The sequence below is a fragment of the Aeromonas ichthyocola genome, from assembly GCF_046087985.1.
Lineage (GTDB): Bacteria > Pseudomonadota > Gammaproteobacteria > Enterobacterales > Aeromonadaceae > Aeromonas > Aeromonas rivipollensis.
The window spans coordinates 224,202-241,034 of the sequence record NZ_JBJSWH010000003.1; the positions used below are offsets into that span (position 1 = coordinate 224,202).

At 58.8% G+C, this 16,833-nt stretch carries 15 protein-coding genes and 5 pseudogenes; 18 read left to right on the forward strand and 2 right to left on the reverse strand.

All coding sequences use genetic code 11. The annotated features are described in order from the left end of the window. Window positions 1-63: 63 nt before the first annotated feature. On the forward strand, window positions 64-1,008 hold the full coding sequence (gene rluC, locus ACF2JD_RS09780) for a 23S rRNA pseudouridine(955/2504/2580) synthase RluC (protein ID WP_234689961.1): 945 nt from the start codon (window positions 64-66) through the stop codon (window positions 1,006-1,008). Further along, window positions 1,008-1,079 (forward strand): annotated as a pseudogene (locus ACF2JD_RS09785) (HAD family hydrolase); the annotation flags it as partial. The gene rluC and the pseudogene ACF2JD_RS09785, both read left to right, overlap by 1 nt. 70 nt (window positions 1,080-1,149) lie before the next feature. On the opposite strand, the gene ACF2JD_RS09790 reads toward ACF2JD_RS09785, so the two are convergent. Beyond that, window positions 1,150-1,731, reverse strand: coding sequence for a Maf family protein (locus ACF2JD_RS09790; RefSeq protein ID WP_408794824.1), 582 nt, complete (start codon window positions 1,729-1,731; stop codon window positions 1,150-1,152). Between the two features lie 163 nt (window positions 1,732-1,894). On the opposite strand from ACF2JD_RS09790, the gene ACF2JD_RS09795 reads away from it, so the two are divergent. The 16 genes and pseudogenes from ACF2JD_RS09795 (at window position 1,895) to ACF2JD_RS09870 (ending at window position 15,115) form a co-directional block, all read left to right on the forward strand. Further along, entirely contained in the window at window positions 1,895-2,548 is a 654-nt protein-coding gene (locus ACF2JD_RS09795; protein WP_440987307.1) for an START domain-containing protein, read from the forward strand. A 287-nt stretch (window positions 2,549-2,835) separates the two neighbouring features. Next, window positions 2,836-3,357 (forward strand): 23S rRNA accumulation protein YceD, encoded by a 522-nt coding sequence (gene yceD, locus ACF2JD_RS09800; protein ID WP_043131878.1) that lies wholly within the window; start codon window positions 2,836-2,838, stop codon window positions 3,355-3,357. 20 nt (window positions 3,358-3,377) lie between these two features. Then, window positions 3,378-3,545 carry a 50S ribosomal protein L32 gene (gene rpmF / locus ACF2JD_RS09805; protein ID WP_005300935.1) on the forward strand — a complete coding sequence of 56 codons (168 nt, stop codon included), beginning with the start codon at window positions 3,378-3,380 and terminating at the stop codon, window positions 3,543-3,545. 9 nt (window positions 3,546-3,554) lie between these two features. After that, on the forward strand, window positions 3,555-4,574 hold the full coding sequence (plsX, locus tag ACF2JD_RS09810; RefSeq protein ID WP_025326978.1) for a phosphate acyltransferase PlsX: 1,020 nt from the start codon (window positions 3,555-3,557) through the stop codon (window positions 4,572-4,574). A 6-nt stretch (window positions 4,575-4,580) separates the two neighbouring features. Further along, window positions 4,581-5,540 carry a beta-ketoacyl-ACP synthase III gene (locus ACF2JD_RS09815; RefSeq protein WP_139434511.1) on the forward strand — a complete coding sequence of 320 codons (960 nt, stop codon included), beginning with the start codon at window positions 4,581-4,583 and terminating at the stop codon, window positions 5,538-5,540. Between the two features lie 67 nt (window positions 5,541-5,607). Further along, window positions 5,608-6,543: an ACP S-malonyltransferase gene (fabD, locus tag ACF2JD_RS09820; RefSeq protein ID WP_440987308.1), complete on the forward strand. Its 936-nt coding sequence runs from the start codon at window positions 5,608-5,610 to the stop codon at window positions 6,541-6,543. A 13-nt stretch (window positions 6,544-6,556) separates the two neighbouring features. Then, window positions 6,557-7,291, forward strand: coding sequence for a 3-oxoacyl-ACP reductase FabG (gene fabG, locus ACF2JD_RS09825; protein WP_111910607.1), 735 nt, complete (start codon window positions 6,557-6,559; stop codon window positions 7,289-7,291). 157 nt (window positions 7,292-7,448) lie between these two features. Beyond that, window positions 7,449-7,685, forward strand: coding sequence for an acyl carrier protein (gene acpP, locus ACF2JD_RS09830; RefSeq protein ID WP_005300909.1), 237 nt, complete (start codon window positions 7,449-7,451; stop codon window positions 7,683-7,685). Between the two features lie 82 nt (window positions 7,686-7,767). Further along, window positions 7,768-9,009 (forward strand): beta-ketoacyl-ACP synthase II, encoded by a 1,242-nt coding sequence (gene fabF, locus ACF2JD_RS09835; protein ID WP_440987309.1) that lies wholly within the window; start codon window positions 7,768-7,770, stop codon window positions 9,007-9,009. A 67-nt stretch (window positions 9,010-9,076) separates the two neighbouring features. After that, a pseudogene (gene pabC, locus ACF2JD_RS09840) lies at window positions 9,077-9,881 on the forward strand (aminodeoxychorismate lyase). Continuing rightward, entirely contained in the window at window positions 9,871-10,872 is a 1,002-nt protein-coding gene (gene mltG / locus ACF2JD_RS09845; protein WP_440987310.1) for an endolytic transglycosylase MltG, read from the forward strand. Before pabC ends, mltG begins: the two are co-directional and overlap by 11 nt. Continuing rightward, window positions 10,872-11,498 carry a dTMP kinase gene (gene tmk, locus ACF2JD_RS09850; protein WP_440987311.1) on the forward strand — a complete coding sequence of 209 codons (627 nt, stop codon included), beginning with the start codon at window positions 10,872-10,874 and terminating at the stop codon, window positions 11,496-11,498. The genes mltG and tmk overlap by 1 nt, the downstream gene beginning before the upstream one ends. Further along, window positions 11,483-12,431 (forward strand): annotated as a pseudogene (gene holB / locus ACF2JD_RS09855) (DNA polymerase III subunit delta'). Before tmk ends, holB begins: the two are co-directional and overlap by 16 nt. Before the next feature lie 22 nt (window positions 12,432-12,453). Then, window positions 12,454-13,230, forward strand: coding sequence for a YchF/TatD family DNA exonuclease (locus ACF2JD_RS09860; RefSeq protein ID WP_440987312.1), 777 nt, complete (start codon window positions 12,454-12,456; stop codon window positions 13,228-13,230). A 287-nt stretch (window positions 13,231-13,517) separates the two neighbouring features. Beyond that, on the forward strand, window positions 13,518-14,546 hold the full coding sequence (locus ACF2JD_RS09865) for a tyrosine-type recombinase/integrase (RefSeq protein ID WP_440987313.1): 1,029 nt from the start codon (window positions 13,518-13,520) through the stop codon (window positions 14,544-14,546). Window positions 14,547-14,852: 306 nt separating this feature from the next. Then, window positions 14,853-15,115 (forward strand): annotated as a pseudogene (locus ACF2JD_RS09870) (RepB family protein). A gap of 210 nt (window positions 15,116-15,325) precedes the next feature. On the opposite strand, the pseudogene rsmF reads toward ACF2JD_RS09870, so the two are convergent. Next, window positions 15,326-16,755: pseudogene (gene rsmF / locus ACF2JD_RS09875) on the reverse strand (16S rRNA (cytosine(1407)-C(5))-methyltransferase RsmF). Between the last annotated feature and the right edge of the window lie 78 nt (window positions 16,756-16,833).

The window sequence follows — 16,833 nt, forward strand, 5'->3', positions numbered from 1 at the left end:
CAAGACGCCATTTTTTAACAAAGCATGCAGCCAAGGGCTGCCGGCGGTGTTAAAATCCGCGCCATGACACAGATACATCAACAAGTGCAGCTGCTCACCATCGAAGCTGAGCATGAAGGGCAGCGCATCGACAATTTTCTCAAGACTCAGTTAAAGGGCGTCCCCAAGAGCCTGATCTATCGCATCCTTCGCAAAGGAGAGGTGCGCGTCAACAAGAAACGCATCAAACCGGAATACAAACTCTGCGCAGGCGACGAGGTGCGGGTGCCCCCCGTGCGCGTGGCCGAGAAGAACGAATTGCCCTCTGCCAACCTCGGCAGCATCCAGCGTCTGGAGAGCCAGATCCTGTTTGAAGACGAGGCCATGATAGTGCTGAACAAGCCGTCCGGCATGGCGGTGCACGGCGGCAGCGGCTTGAGCTTTGGCGTCATCGAGGGGCTGCGCGCCCTGCGCCCGGAAGCCCGTTTCCTGGAGCTGGTGCACCGACTCGACCGCGACACCTCCGGCGTGCTGCTGGTCGCCAAGAAGCGCAGTGCCCTGCGCAGCCTGCACGAGCAGCTGCGGGTCAAGACAATGCGCAAGCAATACCTGGCGTTGGTGCGCGGTCAGTGGCAGTCCCACGTCAAGGTGGTCAATGCGCCGCTGCGCAAGAACGATCTGCAATCCGGCGAGCGGGTGGTGCGGGTCAGCAGTGATGGCAAGCCCTCCGAGACCCGTTTCCGGATTGCCCGTCAATTTGCCGAAGCCACCCTGGTAGAGTGCAGCCCCATCACAGGTCGCACCCACCAGATCCGGGTTCATACCCAGCACGCCGGTCACCCCATCGCCTGTGATGACAAATACGGTGAGGCGGCCTTTGATGAGAAGATGCGGACCCTGGGGCTCAAGCGCCTCTTCTTGCACGCCTGGAAGCTGAGCTTCACCCATCCGGTGGATGATCGCGAGATGCAGGTGGAAGCGCCGCTCGCCCCCGAGCTCGATGCCTTCCTGAACAAGCTGGCACGCTGATACAGCGCATCCGACTCGCCATTTTCGATTGGGACGGAACCCTGATGGATTCGGTGGGGCGGATCGTCGCCTGAGTTGATGAACACCAAGACAACAATGGGAGCCAAGGCTCCCATTGTTGTCTCTATGGCCTGTTCAGGCTCAAGGCAGATTGAGGCCGTGGCGCGCGAGCAATTCGATCAGGCCGATGAGGGGCAGGCCGATCAGGGCGTTGGGATCCCGGCCTTCCAGCCCCTTGAACAACATGATCCCCATGCCCTCACACTTGAAGCTGCCGGCGCAATCGAGGGGCAGTTCAGCCGTCACATAACGGCGCAGGGCTGCCTCATCCAGGGAGCGAAAATGCACGGTGAAGGGTTCCACGAGCTGCTCGGCCCGGCCGTTTGCGGCATTGAGTACGCACAGGCCGGTATAAAAGGTGACGCTCTTGCCCTGGGCCATCATCAGCTGCGCCACCGCGTTATCCACTGTGCCCGGCTTGCCGAGGATGCGCCCGTCACAGACACACACCTGATCCGAGCCTATGATCAACCCCTGATCATGTTGGCGGGCAATGGCGCTCGCCTTGGCATGGGCCAGGCGGCTGACCAGTGCCTCGGCCGACTCCCCGGCCAGCGGGGCTTCATCGACCTCGGGGGAGGCACATTGGAACGGCAGGCCGAGTTTTTCCAGCAGCGCCTTGCGATAACGGGAAGTGGAGGCGAGGATCAGGGGCGTGTGCATCTGTTGATGATATCCATTTATAAATCAATTGGTTGATTCTAACTGTGGCAGAAGGCTCACGCAAACTACCCCGAACACCAGCACGCCGGCGTTGGTTTACAGCAACATGCATGCTGGCGGCCCGAAAACGGCGTAACCCCAGTTGATGCGGCAGGAGTGCGACATGACAAGATACGGTGTGCTGGCCCTGATGCTGCTCTCCCTCGCGAGCTGGGGGCAGGAGTGGCAGCCCGAGAAGGGGGAGGGCGGCGTACAGCTCTGGACCCAGGCCCGCCCACCATCCCCCTTCCTTGCCTTGCGCCTGGAGATGCGGGTCAAGGCGGATCCCATGGCGTTGCTGACCGTGCTGAGAGACACCGCGCGCCATCGGGAGTGGCTGCCATCCAGTCGCGAGGTGCGGCTGCTGGCAAAATCCGGCCCGGATGACGATCTGGTTTACACCCGCTTGGCGTCCCCTTGGCCGGTGCAGGACAGGGAGCTCATCACCCGTTCGCATCTGATCAGGCGGGCCGACTGTGCGCTGGTGCTGGAGGTATGGGCCGAGCCGGACGCCCTGGCACCCCGCCCGGGTCTGTACCGGATCCGGGAGAGTGCCGGTCGCTGGGAGGCGTTGCCACAACCCGATGGCAGCACCCTGATCAGGCTCGAAAGCTATACCAACCCGGGCAGCCATTTGCCGGGTTGGCTGGTCAATCCGATGACCATCAAGGCGGCGCTGGGCAGCTTTCAGACCATACGCCGGTTGATGGAGGCCCAACCCGGAACCGCGCCTCGACAGCTATTGCTCGGTGGTGGGGGCTGCCCTGCCGCGCCCTGAATCCGATAATGGTGGCTCTCGGGAACGGACCGCCAAGCCGGGTGCCTGGTGAGTGGGTTGCTTGATGGGGAAGGGGCGTGCAACGGCATAAAGGGCTCACTGACCCCGAGATCCTGGCCAAGGGGGATGTCCACACAGGATCCTGTGCGGGATCCCGCGGTTTATGGCATAATCGGCCACCGATGAACACAAGTTACTGCATGCAGGGGCTTGTGCAGGTAAAATCATCGGCGGTAAGGACTTTTTCCTTTGACTATCCCTTGTTGGACCTATAATATTCGCGCCCTATGCAAAAGGTGAAGTTGCCCGTTAAGGTTGATCCAGTCCGTAATGCCTTGAAGCTACTCGATTATGTCGGGATAGTGGAAAAGTCGCAGATGCCCAGACTGGAAGCATCAACCGAAGGCTTGCGAAGTGATGTGGACGTCACTCTGCAGTTTGGCAAAGATGTCCAGAAGTTGACCGTTATGAAAGGCACTGCCCATGCCAAGGTTGACCTGGTTTGCCAGCGTTGTGGAGAGGCTTTCGAACACCTTTGTGAAGCTAGTTTTATTTACACTCCGCTGTTCGAGAGAACAAACGAGGAAGAGCTGCCGGAAGCTTATGAGCCCATTGAGTTGGACGAAAACGGCGAGATAGATCTTCATCAAATCCTGGAGGATGAACTCATCCTCTCGTTGCCTCAGGTGGCCATGCATCCCATGGATGCCTGCCCCAGAGGAAACATGGAAATGACTTGGGGTGACATCGAGCCTGCTGATGAGCGGCCGAATCCCTTTGCAGTTCTTGAAGAGCTCAAACGTAAGTGAATTTTAGGAGTTAGCCTACCATGGCCGTACAACAGAACCGTAAAACCCGCGCCAAGCGTGGCATGCGTCGTTCCCACGATGCGCTGACCACTGCAGCCCTGACTGTTGATCAGACCAGTGGCGAAATTCATCGTCGTCACCACGTGACTGCCGATGGTTTCTACCGCGGTAAAAAGGTAATCGCTTAAGGATTGCCTTTGTCTACGCAAACTGTCGCGCTAGACATAATGGGGGGAGATTTTGGCCCCTCTGAAACAGTGCCTGCCGCCGTGCAGGCACTGTCTCTTCTGCCTCAACTAAATCTTGTTCTGGTCGGTGACCAACACCTGATCGCCCCTCTGTTGCAGCAACATGGCTTGCTGAATCATCCCCGCGTTCGTCTCGTACATGCATCCCAGGTCGTGGGCATGGGCGAAAAGCCGATCGTGGCGCTGCGTACCCTGAAAGATTCCTCCATGCGGGTTGTGCTCAATCTGGTGAAAGCCGGTGAGGCCGATGCCTGCGTCAGTGCCGGCAATACCGGCGCCCTGATGGCCATGGCCAAATGCGTGCTCAAATCCCTGCCCGGGGTCGACAGACCCGCCCTCATCAAGGCGCTGCCGACACTGAGCGGCAAACGCACCGTGATGCTGGATCTGGGGGCGAACGTGAGCTGCGATGCGGACACCTTGCTGCAATTTGCGGTGATGGGCTCAGTGGTGGCCGAGCAGGTCGAGGGGATAGCTTCCCCCCGGGTGGCGCTGCTCAACGTGGGGGAGGAGGAGATCAAGGGCAATGACCTGGTACGCCACAGCGCCGAGTTGTTGCGCCAGTGCGCCGCGCTCAATTTTGTCGGTTTCATCGAGGGGGACAGGATCTTCAGCGGTGACAGCGACGTCATCGTCTGTGACGGTTTCGTCGGCAATGTGGCGCTCAAGACCGCAGAGGGCGTGGTGCGGATGATGGCCGAACTGGCCGGATATCCTCGCAAAAAACGCAGTTTTCTTGGTCGACTCGCCGGATTTATGTTCAAACGGCGTTTTTCTTACCTGAACCCCGACCAGTATAATGGCGCGAGTCTGTTAGGATTGCGCGGCATTGTGGTAAAAAGCCATGGGCGGGCCGAGCGCCGCGCTCTGTGTCATGCGATTCTGCTGGCCGCACAAGAAGCCAAACACCAACTTCCATTGCAAATTGCAGATCGCCTTGAATCTGTCTTTTCCGACAGGGATTTATAAAACTCTATGCATAGCAAAATTCTGGGTACTGGCAGTTATCTGCCGAGTTCGGTTCGTACCAACGCCGATCTTGAGCAGATGGTTGAAACCAGTGACGAGTGGATCGTGGAACGTACCGGGATCCGTGAACGCCGCATCGCCGGGAGCGACGAGAGCGTCGCGACCCTGTCTCATCAGGCGGCCTTGCGGGCGCTGGATGCCGCGGGCCTGACCGCTGCCGATCTGGACATGATAGTGCTGGCGACCACCAGCGCCGAGAACGCCTTCCCGGCCGCGGCCTGCGAACTGCAGGGGCTGCTCGAGGTTCCGGGGATCCCGGCCTTTGATGTGGCGGCGGCCTGCGCCGGTTTCACCTATGCGCTCTCCATTGCCGATCAGTTCGTCAAGTCCGGCGCCGCTCGCCATGTCCTGGTGGTCGGTGCCGACGTGCTCTCCCGCATGTGCGATCCGGAAGACAGGGGCACCATCATACTGTTCGGGGATGGGGCAGGGGCCGTGGTGATCGGGGCAAGCGAGACCCCCGGTATCCTCTCCACCCACCTCCATGCCGACGGCCGTTATGGCGAACTGCTCAAGTTGCCGCAGCCTCGTCGTGGCATGCCGGGTGCCGAGCTCGAAGCCTACATGTACATGAAGGGCAACGATGTCTTCAAGGTTGCGGTGACGCGCCTGAGCGAGATCGTGACCGAGACCCTGGCTGCCGCCAACATAGCTCCGAGCGAGCTGGACTGGCTGGTCCCGCATCAAGCCAATTTCCGTATCATCAACGCCACCGCCAAGAAACTCGGCATGGGGCTCGACAAGGTGATCCTGACCCTGGATCGCCACGGCAACACCTCCGCCGCCTCCGTGCCCATCGCCTTCGATGAAGGGGTACGTGACGGCCGTATCAAACCGGGCCAGCTAGTATTGCTGGAAGCCTTCGGCGGCGGTTTTGCCTGGGGCTCGGCGCTGGTTCGCCTCTGATACCAAGCGGCGCCGCGAGTCTTAGGCGCCCGCTTACCGATTTCGTCTTACCTTAAAGGAATCAATGATGACCCGATTTGCCATTGCCTTCCCGGGACAAGGCTCCCAGAGCGTCGGCATGCTGGCGGAGCTCGCCGAGCAACACGCTGTAATTAAAGAGACCTTCGCCGAGGCGAGCCAAGTGCTGGGTTATGACCTGTTTGCCCTGGTGCTGAATGGTCCCGCCGAGGATCTGAACAAGACCTGGCGCACCCAGCCGGCACTGCTGACTGCATCCGTCGCCCTGTGGCGCCTGTGGCAACAGCAGGGCGGGGCAGCCCCCGCCGTCATGGCCGGTCACAGCCTGGGCGAGTATTCCGCCCTGGTGTGCAGCGGTGCCCTGGCGTTTGCCGACGCCGTCAAGCTGGTTGAACTGCGTGGTCTGGCCATGCAGGAAGCCGTGCCGGAAGGCACAGGTGCCATGGCCGCCATCATAGGTCTGGACAACGACTCCATCGCCGCCAACTGCGAGAAAGCGGCGCAAGGCCAGGTGGTCTCTCCGGTCAACTTCAACTCCCCGGGCCAGGTGGTCATCGCCGGTCACAAGGAAGCGGTCGAGCGCGCCAACGTGCTGATGAAAGAGTCCGGCGCCAAGCGTGCACTGCCGCTGCCGGTCTCTGTGCCGTCCCACTGCGCCCTGATGAAACCCGCCGCCGAAAAGCTGGCCGCCGCGCTGGATGGGATCGAGATCAAGGTTCCAACCATCGCAGTCATCAATAATGTCGACGTGTCCTGTGAACAGGATCCGGCCGCCATCAAGCAAGCCCTGGTGCGTCAGCTGTTCAGCCCGGTCCGTTGGACCGAGACGGTAGAGCGGATGGCAAACGACGGCGTCACCCTCGAGATCGAGATGGGACCGGGCAAGGTGTTGACCGGGCTGGCCAAGCGCATCGACCCGCGCGTGGAAGGCATTCACGCCAACGATGCCGCCTCTTTCGAGCAGGCGCTGGCCCAAGTCAAATAAACAGGAGCAAGTCATGAGTTTTACCGATAAAGTTGTGCTGGTCACCGGCGCCAGCCGTGGCATAGGCCGTGCGATTGCCGAAACTTTTGCGGCCCGTGGCGCGAAAGTGGTGGGAACCGCGACCAGCGAGAGCGGTGCCGAGGCCATCAGCGCCTATCTGGGTGAGCAGGGCTGCGGCATGGCACTGAACGTGACCAGTCAGGAATCCATCGAAACCGTCTTTGCCGCCATCAAGGAACGCTTTGGCGACATCGACATCCTGATCAACAACGCCGGAATCACCCGCGATAACCTGTTGATGCGGATGAAGGATGACGAGTGGAACGAGATCATCGACACCAATCTCACCTCCCTGTACCGTCTGAGCAAGCCGGTGTTGCGTGCCATGATGAAGAAGCGCCATGGTCGCATCATCAGCATAGGTTCAGTGGTTGGTACCATGGGCAACGCCGGTCAGGTCAACTATGCTGCCGCCAAGGCGGGCCTGGTAGGCTTTACCAAGTCATTGGCCCGTGAAGTGGCTTCCCGTGGCATCACGGTGAACGCAGTGGCCCCCGGTTTCATCGAAACCGACATGACCAAGGCGCTCAATGAAGAACAGCGTGCCGGCATCATGAATCAGGTGCCTGCCGGTCGTTTGGGCGATCCAAAAGAAATTGCTGCCGCTGTGGTATTCTTGGCGTCTGACGACGCGGCCTATATCACCGGCGAAACCCTGCATGTTAATGGCGGGATGTACATGGTGTAATCAATTTGTCGTGAGATCTGTTCAAATTTGCGATAGTACGCCGAAGTTTGGCGAATTTCGTGGTTTGACCAGCGGCAAGTCACTTGCAAACTCACGTCAATTGAATACACTACCCCAACCAGACGCAATAGCGTATTTTTAAAGGAAAATTCAGGTCATGAGCAACATCGAAGAACGCGTAAAGAAAATCATCATCGAACAACTGGGTGTTAAAGAGGAAGACGTCAAGAACGCTGCCTCCTTCGTCGACGACCTGGGCGCTGACTCTTTGGATACCGTTGAACTGGTAATGGCGCTGGAAGAAGAATTCGATACCGAAATTCCTGATGAAGAAGCCGAGAAGATCACCACTGTTCAAGCGGCTATCGACTACATCACCGCTAATCAGGAATAAGTTCCTGTTCTGAAAGAAGCGGCCCAAGGGCCGCTTCTTTTATGTTTACTCCCTTTCAAAATACCTCTCGGAGACTAGCTCAGTGTCAAAACGCAGAGTCGTGGTAACCGGCCTGGGGATGCTTTCCCCTGTGGGCAACACTGCCGAATCCAGCTGGCAAGCCCTGCTCAACGGGCAGAGCGGCATTTCTCTCATCGATCACTTTGATGCCAGCGAGTTTGCGACCCGTTTCGCAGGCCTGGTCAAAGAGTTCGATCCCGAACAATACGGCATCAACCGCAAAGAAGCCCGCAAGATGGATCTCTTCATCCAGTACGGCGTGGCGGCGGGGGTGCAGGCACTGGATGATTCCGGCCTCGTCATCAACGAAGAGAATGCGGAGCGGGTCGGCGTGGCCATCGGCTCCGGCATCGGCGGCCTGGGTCTCATCGAGCAGAACCACAGCAGCCTCATCAACGGCGGCCCGCGCAAGCTGAGCCCCTTCTTCGTGCCATCCACCATCATCAATATGGTGTCCGGTCATCTCTCCATCATGAAGGGGCTGCAAGGCCCGAACATCGCCGTGACCACGGCCTGCACCACGGGTACCCATGCCATCGGCATGGCTGGCCGGATGATCGCCTACGGTGATGCGGATGTGATGGTCGCCGGTGGCACCGAGAAAGCCTCCACCCCCATGGGAATGGGCGGCTTTGCGGCGGCCAAGGCGCTCTCTACCCGCAACGACGAACCGCAAAAGGCGAGTCGTCCCTGGGACAAGGATCGCGACGGTTTCGTGCTGGGTGATGGCGCCGGGGTACTGGTGCTGGAAGAGTACGAACACGCCAAGGCCCGTGGCGCCAAGATCTATGCCGAGCTGGTTGGTTTTGGCATGAGCGGCGACGCCTACCACATGACGGCGCCTCCCTCTGATGGCAACGGTGGCGCTCGCGCCATGAAGAATGCCATCAAGGATGCCGGCATAGCGCCGGAGGCGATCGGTTACATCAATGCCCACGGCACCTCCACCCCGCTGGGTGATGTGGCTGAACTACGTGGCATGAAAGAGGTGTTTGGCGCACATGCCAGCGCCCTGATGATCAGCTCCACCAAGTCCATGACCGGTCACCTGCTGGGTGCGGCGGGTGCTATCGAGGCGATCATCACTGTGTTGGCCCTGCGCGATCAGGTGGCACCGCCCACCATCAACCTGGACAACCCGGATGAGGAGTGCGATCTGGATCTGGTGCCTCATGTGGCCAAACCCGGCCAGTTTGAATATGCCCTTTCCAATTCGTTTGGTTTCGGCGGCACCAATGGCTCCCTGATCTTCAAACGCGTATAATTCGCTTTGGGCGAAATGATAAGGCCCGATACGACCGTATCGGGCCTTTTTTATCGGAGGGATCCCTTTGCTTATCAATGGAATGCAGCTTGATACCATCTCGGCCCATGGATCGGGGGCTGGCCTATGGTGACGGTCATTTCACCACCATGGCGGTCAGGGAGGGCAAGGCGTGTTGCAGTGGTCTGCCCATCTGGCACGGTTGCAGCTGGCCAACAACCGGCTGGGATTGGTTGAACCATGACTGGGATAGTCTGGCCGCCGAGGTTGCGCAATGGTGGCCAGATTGCAGACAATGCAGGCTGTCGCCAAGGTGATCCTGACCCGCGGCGAGGGGGGCGGGGCTATGACGGCAGCGGATGTCAGCACACAACCCGGATTGTCACCTGGCGCCATTTCCCACTACTTGGCCTGGCAACAGGAGGGCATCGATGGTGGTGTGCCGCCAGCGGATCGGTGATGCGCCCATGCTGGCAGGGCTCAAGACCCTTGAATCGTCTGGAGCAGGTATTGCTCAAAAGCGAACTTGCCCGAAATGCAGTCGAAGGGATAGTGCTTAACAGTCGTGGATTTCTGGTTGAAGGGGTCAGTGCGAATCTGTTTTGGCGTCGTGGCAAGACGGTGTTTACGCCCGATCTCGCCCGCGGTGGTGTCGATGGCATCATGCGCGCCAGGTGATGGCGATGCTGAAACAGATGAGTATTGAGTTGCGTGTGGTAGAGGCTCCGCTGGAGTCACTATGGCAGGCGGAAGAGGTGTGGCTCACCAATACCCTGATGGGGGTGGTGCCGGTCAATGGCATTGAGGATATTCACTATCCCCCAGCGGTATTGAGTCGCCGTTTACAGGAGCGTTTGGTCATTGAAGTTTAATCGGCTCTACACCCTGCTCGCGGGGGCAGCCCTGACCGTTGCCGTCGCCGGGGGTTATGTGTATTACAAATGGCAGCAGGTGGAGACGCTCACCAACAAGGGGCCGACGCGCCTCTTTACCGTCGAAAAAGGCGCCCATGCGGCGCGCCTGATTGCCGAACTGGGGGAGGGGGAAACCAGCCCCTGGGCGGTGCGGCTCTGGCTGCGTGGCCACCCCGAACTGGTTGCCATCAAGTCGGGTACCTATGAGATCAAGGAAGGGGCCCCGCTCAAGGAGACCCTCTCCCTGTTTGCCTCCGGCAAGGAGTTTCACTTCAGCCTGACCTTTGTCGAGGGTTCCCGTTTCGAGGACTGGTTGAAGCAGCTCTCGAGCGCCCCTTATCTTGAGCGGCTGACCGTGGAGCAGAGCGAGACTGAGCTGGCGCAGGAGCTTGGCATCGAGAATGGCAAGCTGGAGGGATGGTTCCTGCCGGAAACCTATGCCTATACCACCCATGCCAGCGATCTCTCAATCTTGCGCCGCGCCTATCAGGACATGAAGGCCTTCCTGCAGGAGCGCTGGGAGAAGCGGCAGGCCAATCTGCCCTACAAGACGCCTTATGAGGCGCTCATCATGGCCTCTATCATCGAGAAAGAGACGGGCCAGCCGGACGAACGGGCGCAGATCGCCTCCGTGTTCGTCAATCGGCTACGTCTTGGCATGAAGCTGCAGACAGATCCCACCGTCATCTACGGGGTGAAGGACAGGTACGATGGCAACATTCGCCGCAGCGATCTCACCGATGTGAATCCCTACAACACCTATGTGATCGATGGTTTGCCGCCCACCCCCATCGCCATGCCGGGCAAGGCCTCCATCGAGGCGGCGCTCAACCCCAAGTCGACCGACTATCTCTATTTCGTCGCCAAGGGGGGCGGGGCCCACTATTTCTCCAGGACCCTCGATGAACACAATAGAGCGGTTCGCGAATTCATATTGAAGAAACCCTAATGTCTAAATTTATCGTGATTGAAGGACTGGAAGGGGCAGGGAAGAGCTCCGCGGTGCGCTATGTGACCGACTATCTGCATGCCCATGGTATCGACAGGATCGAGTGCACCCGTGAGCCGGGCGGCACCCCCCTGGCGGAGCGGATGCGCGCCATCGTCAAGGAGGTGCACGACGAGCGCCTCACCATAGAAGCCGAATTGCTGCTGATGTATGCCTCCCGGGTGCAACTCGTGGAGACCCGGATCAAGCCGGCCCTGGCCGAGGGCATCTGGGTGGTGGGTGATCGCCATGATCTCTCCTCCCAGGCCTATCAGGGGGGCGGTCGCGGTATCGATGCCCAGCTCATCGGCGCCATCAAGCAGGCGGTGCTCGGCAACTTCAAGCCGGATTTGACCCTCTACCTCGATATCGATCCCGCCCTCGGTCTGCAGCGGGCCCGCCATCGCGGCGAGCTGGATCGCATCGAGCTGGAACAGCTCAGCTTCTTCGAGCGCACCCGCGCCCGTTACCTGGAACTCGCGGCCAAGGATGACTCCATTGTGGTGATCGATGCGGGGCAAACCCCGGATCAGGTAAAAGCGGCGATTGAAGCTGCGCTGGATGCACGCCTATGTATCCCTGGTTGATCCCCGACTGGCAGGCACTGAGCCAGACGGCCCAGGCCGGTAGACTGGGCCACGCCTGGTTGTTGCTCGGCGATCCCGGTCTTGGCAAGGAGCAGCTGGCCGAGCGGTTGGCGCGTCTGCATCTTTGTCAGCAACCGGCTCGCGGAGAGCCATGCGGTCATTGCCACTCCTGCCAGCTTTTGACAAGGGCATCACCCGGATCTCGGCACCATAAGTCGCGACAGCAAGACCATCGGGGTCGAGGCGATCCGCGATATCTGCACCCGGCTGCAGGGCTCTGCCCAGCTCGGCCGTGGCAAGGTGGTGATCATTCCTGATGCGGAGCGGATGACCGAATCGGCGGCCAACGCCCTGCTGAAAACCCTGGAAGAGCCGGCCGGCGACAGCCTGCTGCTCCTGATCGCCTCCCAGGTTTCCCGCCTGCTGCCGACCATTCTCAGTCGCTGTCACAAACATGTCTGTCAGTTGCCTGCGGAAGGGGAGACGGTGCGCTGGTTGGCCGAGCAGGGTCATCAGGCCACTCTGGCTCAGGTGCGGATCTGTCAGGGGGCCCCGCTGCGGGTACTCGACTATATCGAGCAGCAACAGGACGGTACTCGCCATGAACTGCTGGAACAGTTTGTCGCCCTGAGTCAAAGTCCGGGCAAGGCGACAGCATTGTGCAGCCAGCTTGGTCAGGAGACGCAGGTCAGGTTGCACTGGTTGCAGCTCTTCTTATGCGATGCTCTGAAAACCCAGGCCGGATGTGGTCACCATCAGCTGGCGATGCCGGATCTGGCTGCATCTTGAGTCACGGTTGGCAGAGCAGCACTCCAGCGAAAAACTGCTGGAGGCAGAACAAGGTCTGGTTTCGCCCTGAAAGCGGCCTGCCAGCCTGGTCAGCTCTCCAATCCCACCATCCATCTGATGAACTGGCTCAGTCGCTGGTTATAGAACGACAAGCAGAAAGGTTTATATGTTACTCGTTGATTCCCACTGTCACCTCGATCGCCTCAGCTATGGCAGCAAGCAGACCAGCATGGCTGATGTACTGGCCAAGGCGGCGAAACTGGAGGTGGGATATTTTCTCTGTGTCAGTGTGACCCAACACAATTTCCCGACCATGCTCGAGGCGATCGCCCCCTATCCCCAGGTATTTGCCTCTTGCGGGGTACATCCCCTCAATCAGGAACCCGGTGTCGATGCCCCCTTGCTGCTGAGCAGGCTGCTGACGAAAGAGTGGTCGCCATCGGCGAGACCGGTCTCGATTACTTTTACTCCGGAAAACAAGGAGGTACAGCAAGCCTCCTTCCGGGAACACATCCGGGTGGCCCGGGCCCTGAACAAACCCCTGATCATTCACACCCGGGATGCCCAACAAGACACCTTGCAGATCATGCGTGAGGAGGGAGCCGATCAGGTGGGGGGCGTGCTGCACTGTTTCACCGAGTCTCTCGAGATGGCTCAGGCCGCCATGGAGATGGGGTTTTATATCTCCATCTCGGGGATAGCCACCTTCAAGAATGCCACGGCCTTGCAGGACGTGGTCAAGGCATTGCCACTGGAGCGATTGCTGATCGAGACGGACTCCCCTTATCTCGCTCCTGTTCCTCACCGGGGGAGGGAGAACGAGCCCGCCTTCGTGCGAGACATCGCGCAATTTATTGCGGATCTGCGGCAGATACCCTTGGCCGAATTGGCAGAGGCCACCAGCCACAATTTCTTTGAGCTATTCAAGATGGCGAAGAAATAGTCATAAAGAGCCCCGTCTGTCGGGGCTCTTTATTTAAAATCATCAACCTGATTACCCCCACCAATATCAATTACCTACATCGTTATCTCTCACCGAAATATCAGGTTCGGACTCATCTTCTGAAAAACACCAGTGACTGATACGAAGTGATCCTGCTCATAATCCCGGGAGGTTGGAGGTATTAAATCAATACTCTATAAGTATCGATAATATTCATTATCGTTACTTGATGGATCTGTAAGATCCTGTAAGATCCTCCTAAACTCCATATCGAATCATAGACTTACGTGGCCTATCCAACCATTTCACCACCTGCTCATCAGTCATTGCAGACAGTGTTCGATCCTGCGCTCAATAGTCGTGCCCGGCGTTTCCTGCGCAGTGCAAAAGCGGATTCCACCCTCAATGCCTATCAGGCAGATACCCGTATCTTCGTATTCTGGTGCCAGTTGCATGGGCTGGATCCGCTGCAAACCAGTCATCACGACATCATGAACTTTCTGGCGGATCAGGCCGACGGCATATTGGCGGACTGGGTATGGCTGGATAAAGAGGAGGGGAAGGGGGAGCTACGCAATGGGGAGCCTCGAAAACCAGCCACCCTGGTGAGGCGGCTCGCCGGTATCCGCTATGCCTTCAAGCAGAAGGGCATTCATCCCATGCCAACCGAGCATGCGGAAATAAAGGAGATGATGCGGGGCATAGTGCGCCTCGGTGATAACCGTAAACGCAAGACGGGAGCCCTGACCCTGCAACCCCTGATCCGGGTGCTCGACGAGATAGACACCACCAACCTGGCGGGGCTACGGGATCACACCTTGCTGCTCTTGATGTTCAGCGGCGCCCTGCGCCGTTCGGAGGCGGCTCGCATCGAGGTGGGCGATCTCGACTTCGTGGGGCAGGGGATCCGCCTTCGCCTAAAACCGAGCAAGCATCAACTCCATGAAACCGAGATAGCGCTCATTCCCGGCAAGCACTATTGCCCGGTAACCGCCCTCAGCCGCTGGTTGAAAGCAAGCCGCATAAGCCAGGGACCGCTGTTTCGCCGCATGACCCGCTGGGGGCAGCTCACCGCTGAGCCCCTGGGCCCACAAGGCATCAACCTGATGATAAAGCGCCGCACCGGCCAGGTCATAGATGATCTCTATGTCAGTGGCCACAGTCTGCGCCGAGGCTTCATCACCTCGGCGGTAACCGCGGGCAAGCCCATGAACAAGATCATCGAGGTGACACGGCACAAGGACATGCGTACCCTGCAGGAGTATTTCGACGATGCGCACAAGTTCTCCGATCATGCCCTCGCAGGCTTGCTGTGACATAACTGCGTCACGGTGTTTTTTATGTTAAATATATCTGATTGATCTGATGATATATTTTTGCCATACGCAGTGCCAGCAGCTTTTTTCTGATGCCAAGGTTAAAGAGCCCATGGGCAATCTCACCAATGCGATAATTCAAGCATGACTGGTCCTGTAACCAGTGAGAGATAACAATTTCTGACAATGGAGCATTGCAAGGACATATGAGCCAGGAAATGACAGGAGCATGTAAAACGCAAGAAGAATGCTGGCTCGCCACCGAACGGTTGGCGGCAAAATAATGCCGAGCGGCAGCGCCAACATGTGAAACGCAAGCAGGAGACCCATACCAGGCTGCAATGCTGGATCAGCAATCGCCACGCCGAGCGATTGGCAGGCTCACCCTGGGTCTTCATCTCGAAGACAGTCAGGCATCAAGGGGCTCGATGATCGAGCAGGCGATCGATCTGCTCTATCAACATGAGCTGGGTAGAGACTGAGGAATAAGGTCTCTATCCACCTCAACGATGCCTTCTTTTGAAAACACAGTCACCACTCTGGTGGAAGAGGCTGTTGTAGAAGCCTAGCGATGAAGCGTTGGCAGGACGAGCTCCTGTTGAAGAGATAAAAAGAGCCAGGTACGAATTCCTTGTACCTGGCATAGGGGAATTGGCTCCTTGCAGAGCCGTGCGCTAACTGGTGTCCGGATTGCCTTAAGCTTAGACAAGGCTCAAGGCTTTTCAAGAATCCGAAAAATTTCAACCAGAGTGTGGTTTTCAGACTCGTTCAGCTTATGCTTACGCACCAAACAGATTGTTGTCACGCACCAGCTCCCGGGGGAGGGCATTCTTGATCCGGCTACCCACCCATTTCCCCATACCCAGGGTATGTCCCTGATAGCGGACGATCACCTCGCCAGCGCCAGCATCCTGCTCTGGCCAGACGTCCCGCCCCATCATGAATTCCCGCGCGTTGGCGCTGTCCAGTTCGACCACGCCCTTGCTGGCTTTATCACCATAGGCCAGCGCCCACTCATGGGTGAGGCGATAACCTTTCTTGAAGGTCTCGGCCAACTTGATGCCGATGCGATCGAAGCGCAGCTTGCCCTGCACCTGTTCAAACAGCTGAGGAAAGAGCCAGATCTCGTCATTGCGGCCAAACAGCTGACCCTGCGGCGCCACCCAAAATTGGCGTCAATCTCGCGCAACATGGGCTCGGCCTCTTTCGCCGGCAGCGGGGAGAAGGGGAATTTGCCGAGCTTGCCCGGCTTGAACATGGTATTGGGCACTGAGTGATGCTTGCTGATCCTGGCAACGAAGAAGCCCTCGCTGTCGAAGATCTGGGGCCAAACGTGCAGGTATCCTTCGTATGTACAGGCCTGCCCGGCACCGGGGAAGAGGTCGGCCAGGGAGTCGACACTCAGGGCGTCGCCGAACTTGTCTCGCAGGGACTGACAGACCGCCTGATTCTCCTGCAGGCTCAGGGTGCAGGTGGAGTAGACCAGCACGCCGCCGGGTTTGAGGGCGTGGAAGGCACTCTCCAGCAGGCCTTGTTGCACAGTGGCAATCTCCTCGATGCTCTCGAGACTCCAGTTGCGCAGGGCATCTTCATCCTTGCGCACAGTGCCTTCTCCGGAGCAGGGGGCATCGAGCAGGATGGCATCGAAGGTTTCCGGCAACCACTGGCCAAACACCTTGGCATCGAAATGGGTCATGCCCACGTTGGTCACGCCACAGCGCTGGATATTGGCGCTCAGCACCTTGAGCCGGCTGCTGGAAAACTCATTGGCGACCAGCATGCCCTGGTTGTCCATCAGGGCCGCTACCTGGGTGGTCTTTGAGCCGGGCGCCGCCGCCGCATCCAGCAGCATGCCATCGTGCTTTATCCGCTCGCTGGCAAAGAGCGCCGTCACCGGCAGCATGGAGCTCGCTTCCTGGATGTAGAAGAGGCCGCACAGGTGCTCGGCGCTGTTGCCAAGGGGCACGCTCTCGTCGGCACGGGTCAGCCAGAAGCCGGTCTCGCACCAGGGCACGGGATCCAGCTGCCAGCCCAGTGGCGCCATGCGTGTCACGAAGTCGGGCACAGAGATCTTGAGGGTGTTGACCCGGATGCTGCGCCGCAGCGGCCGCCGACAGCTCGCCACGAACGCATCCATGGAGAGATGGGCCGGCATGATGTCCGCGATATGACGCAGGAAGTGTTCGGGAAGGTAGGTATTGTCGTGCACAGTGCCGTCTCGCTGACCCAAAAGAGGGGCGACATAGTACCACAGGGGTCGGAATATTCTGAATGGTGCAGCAGGTAA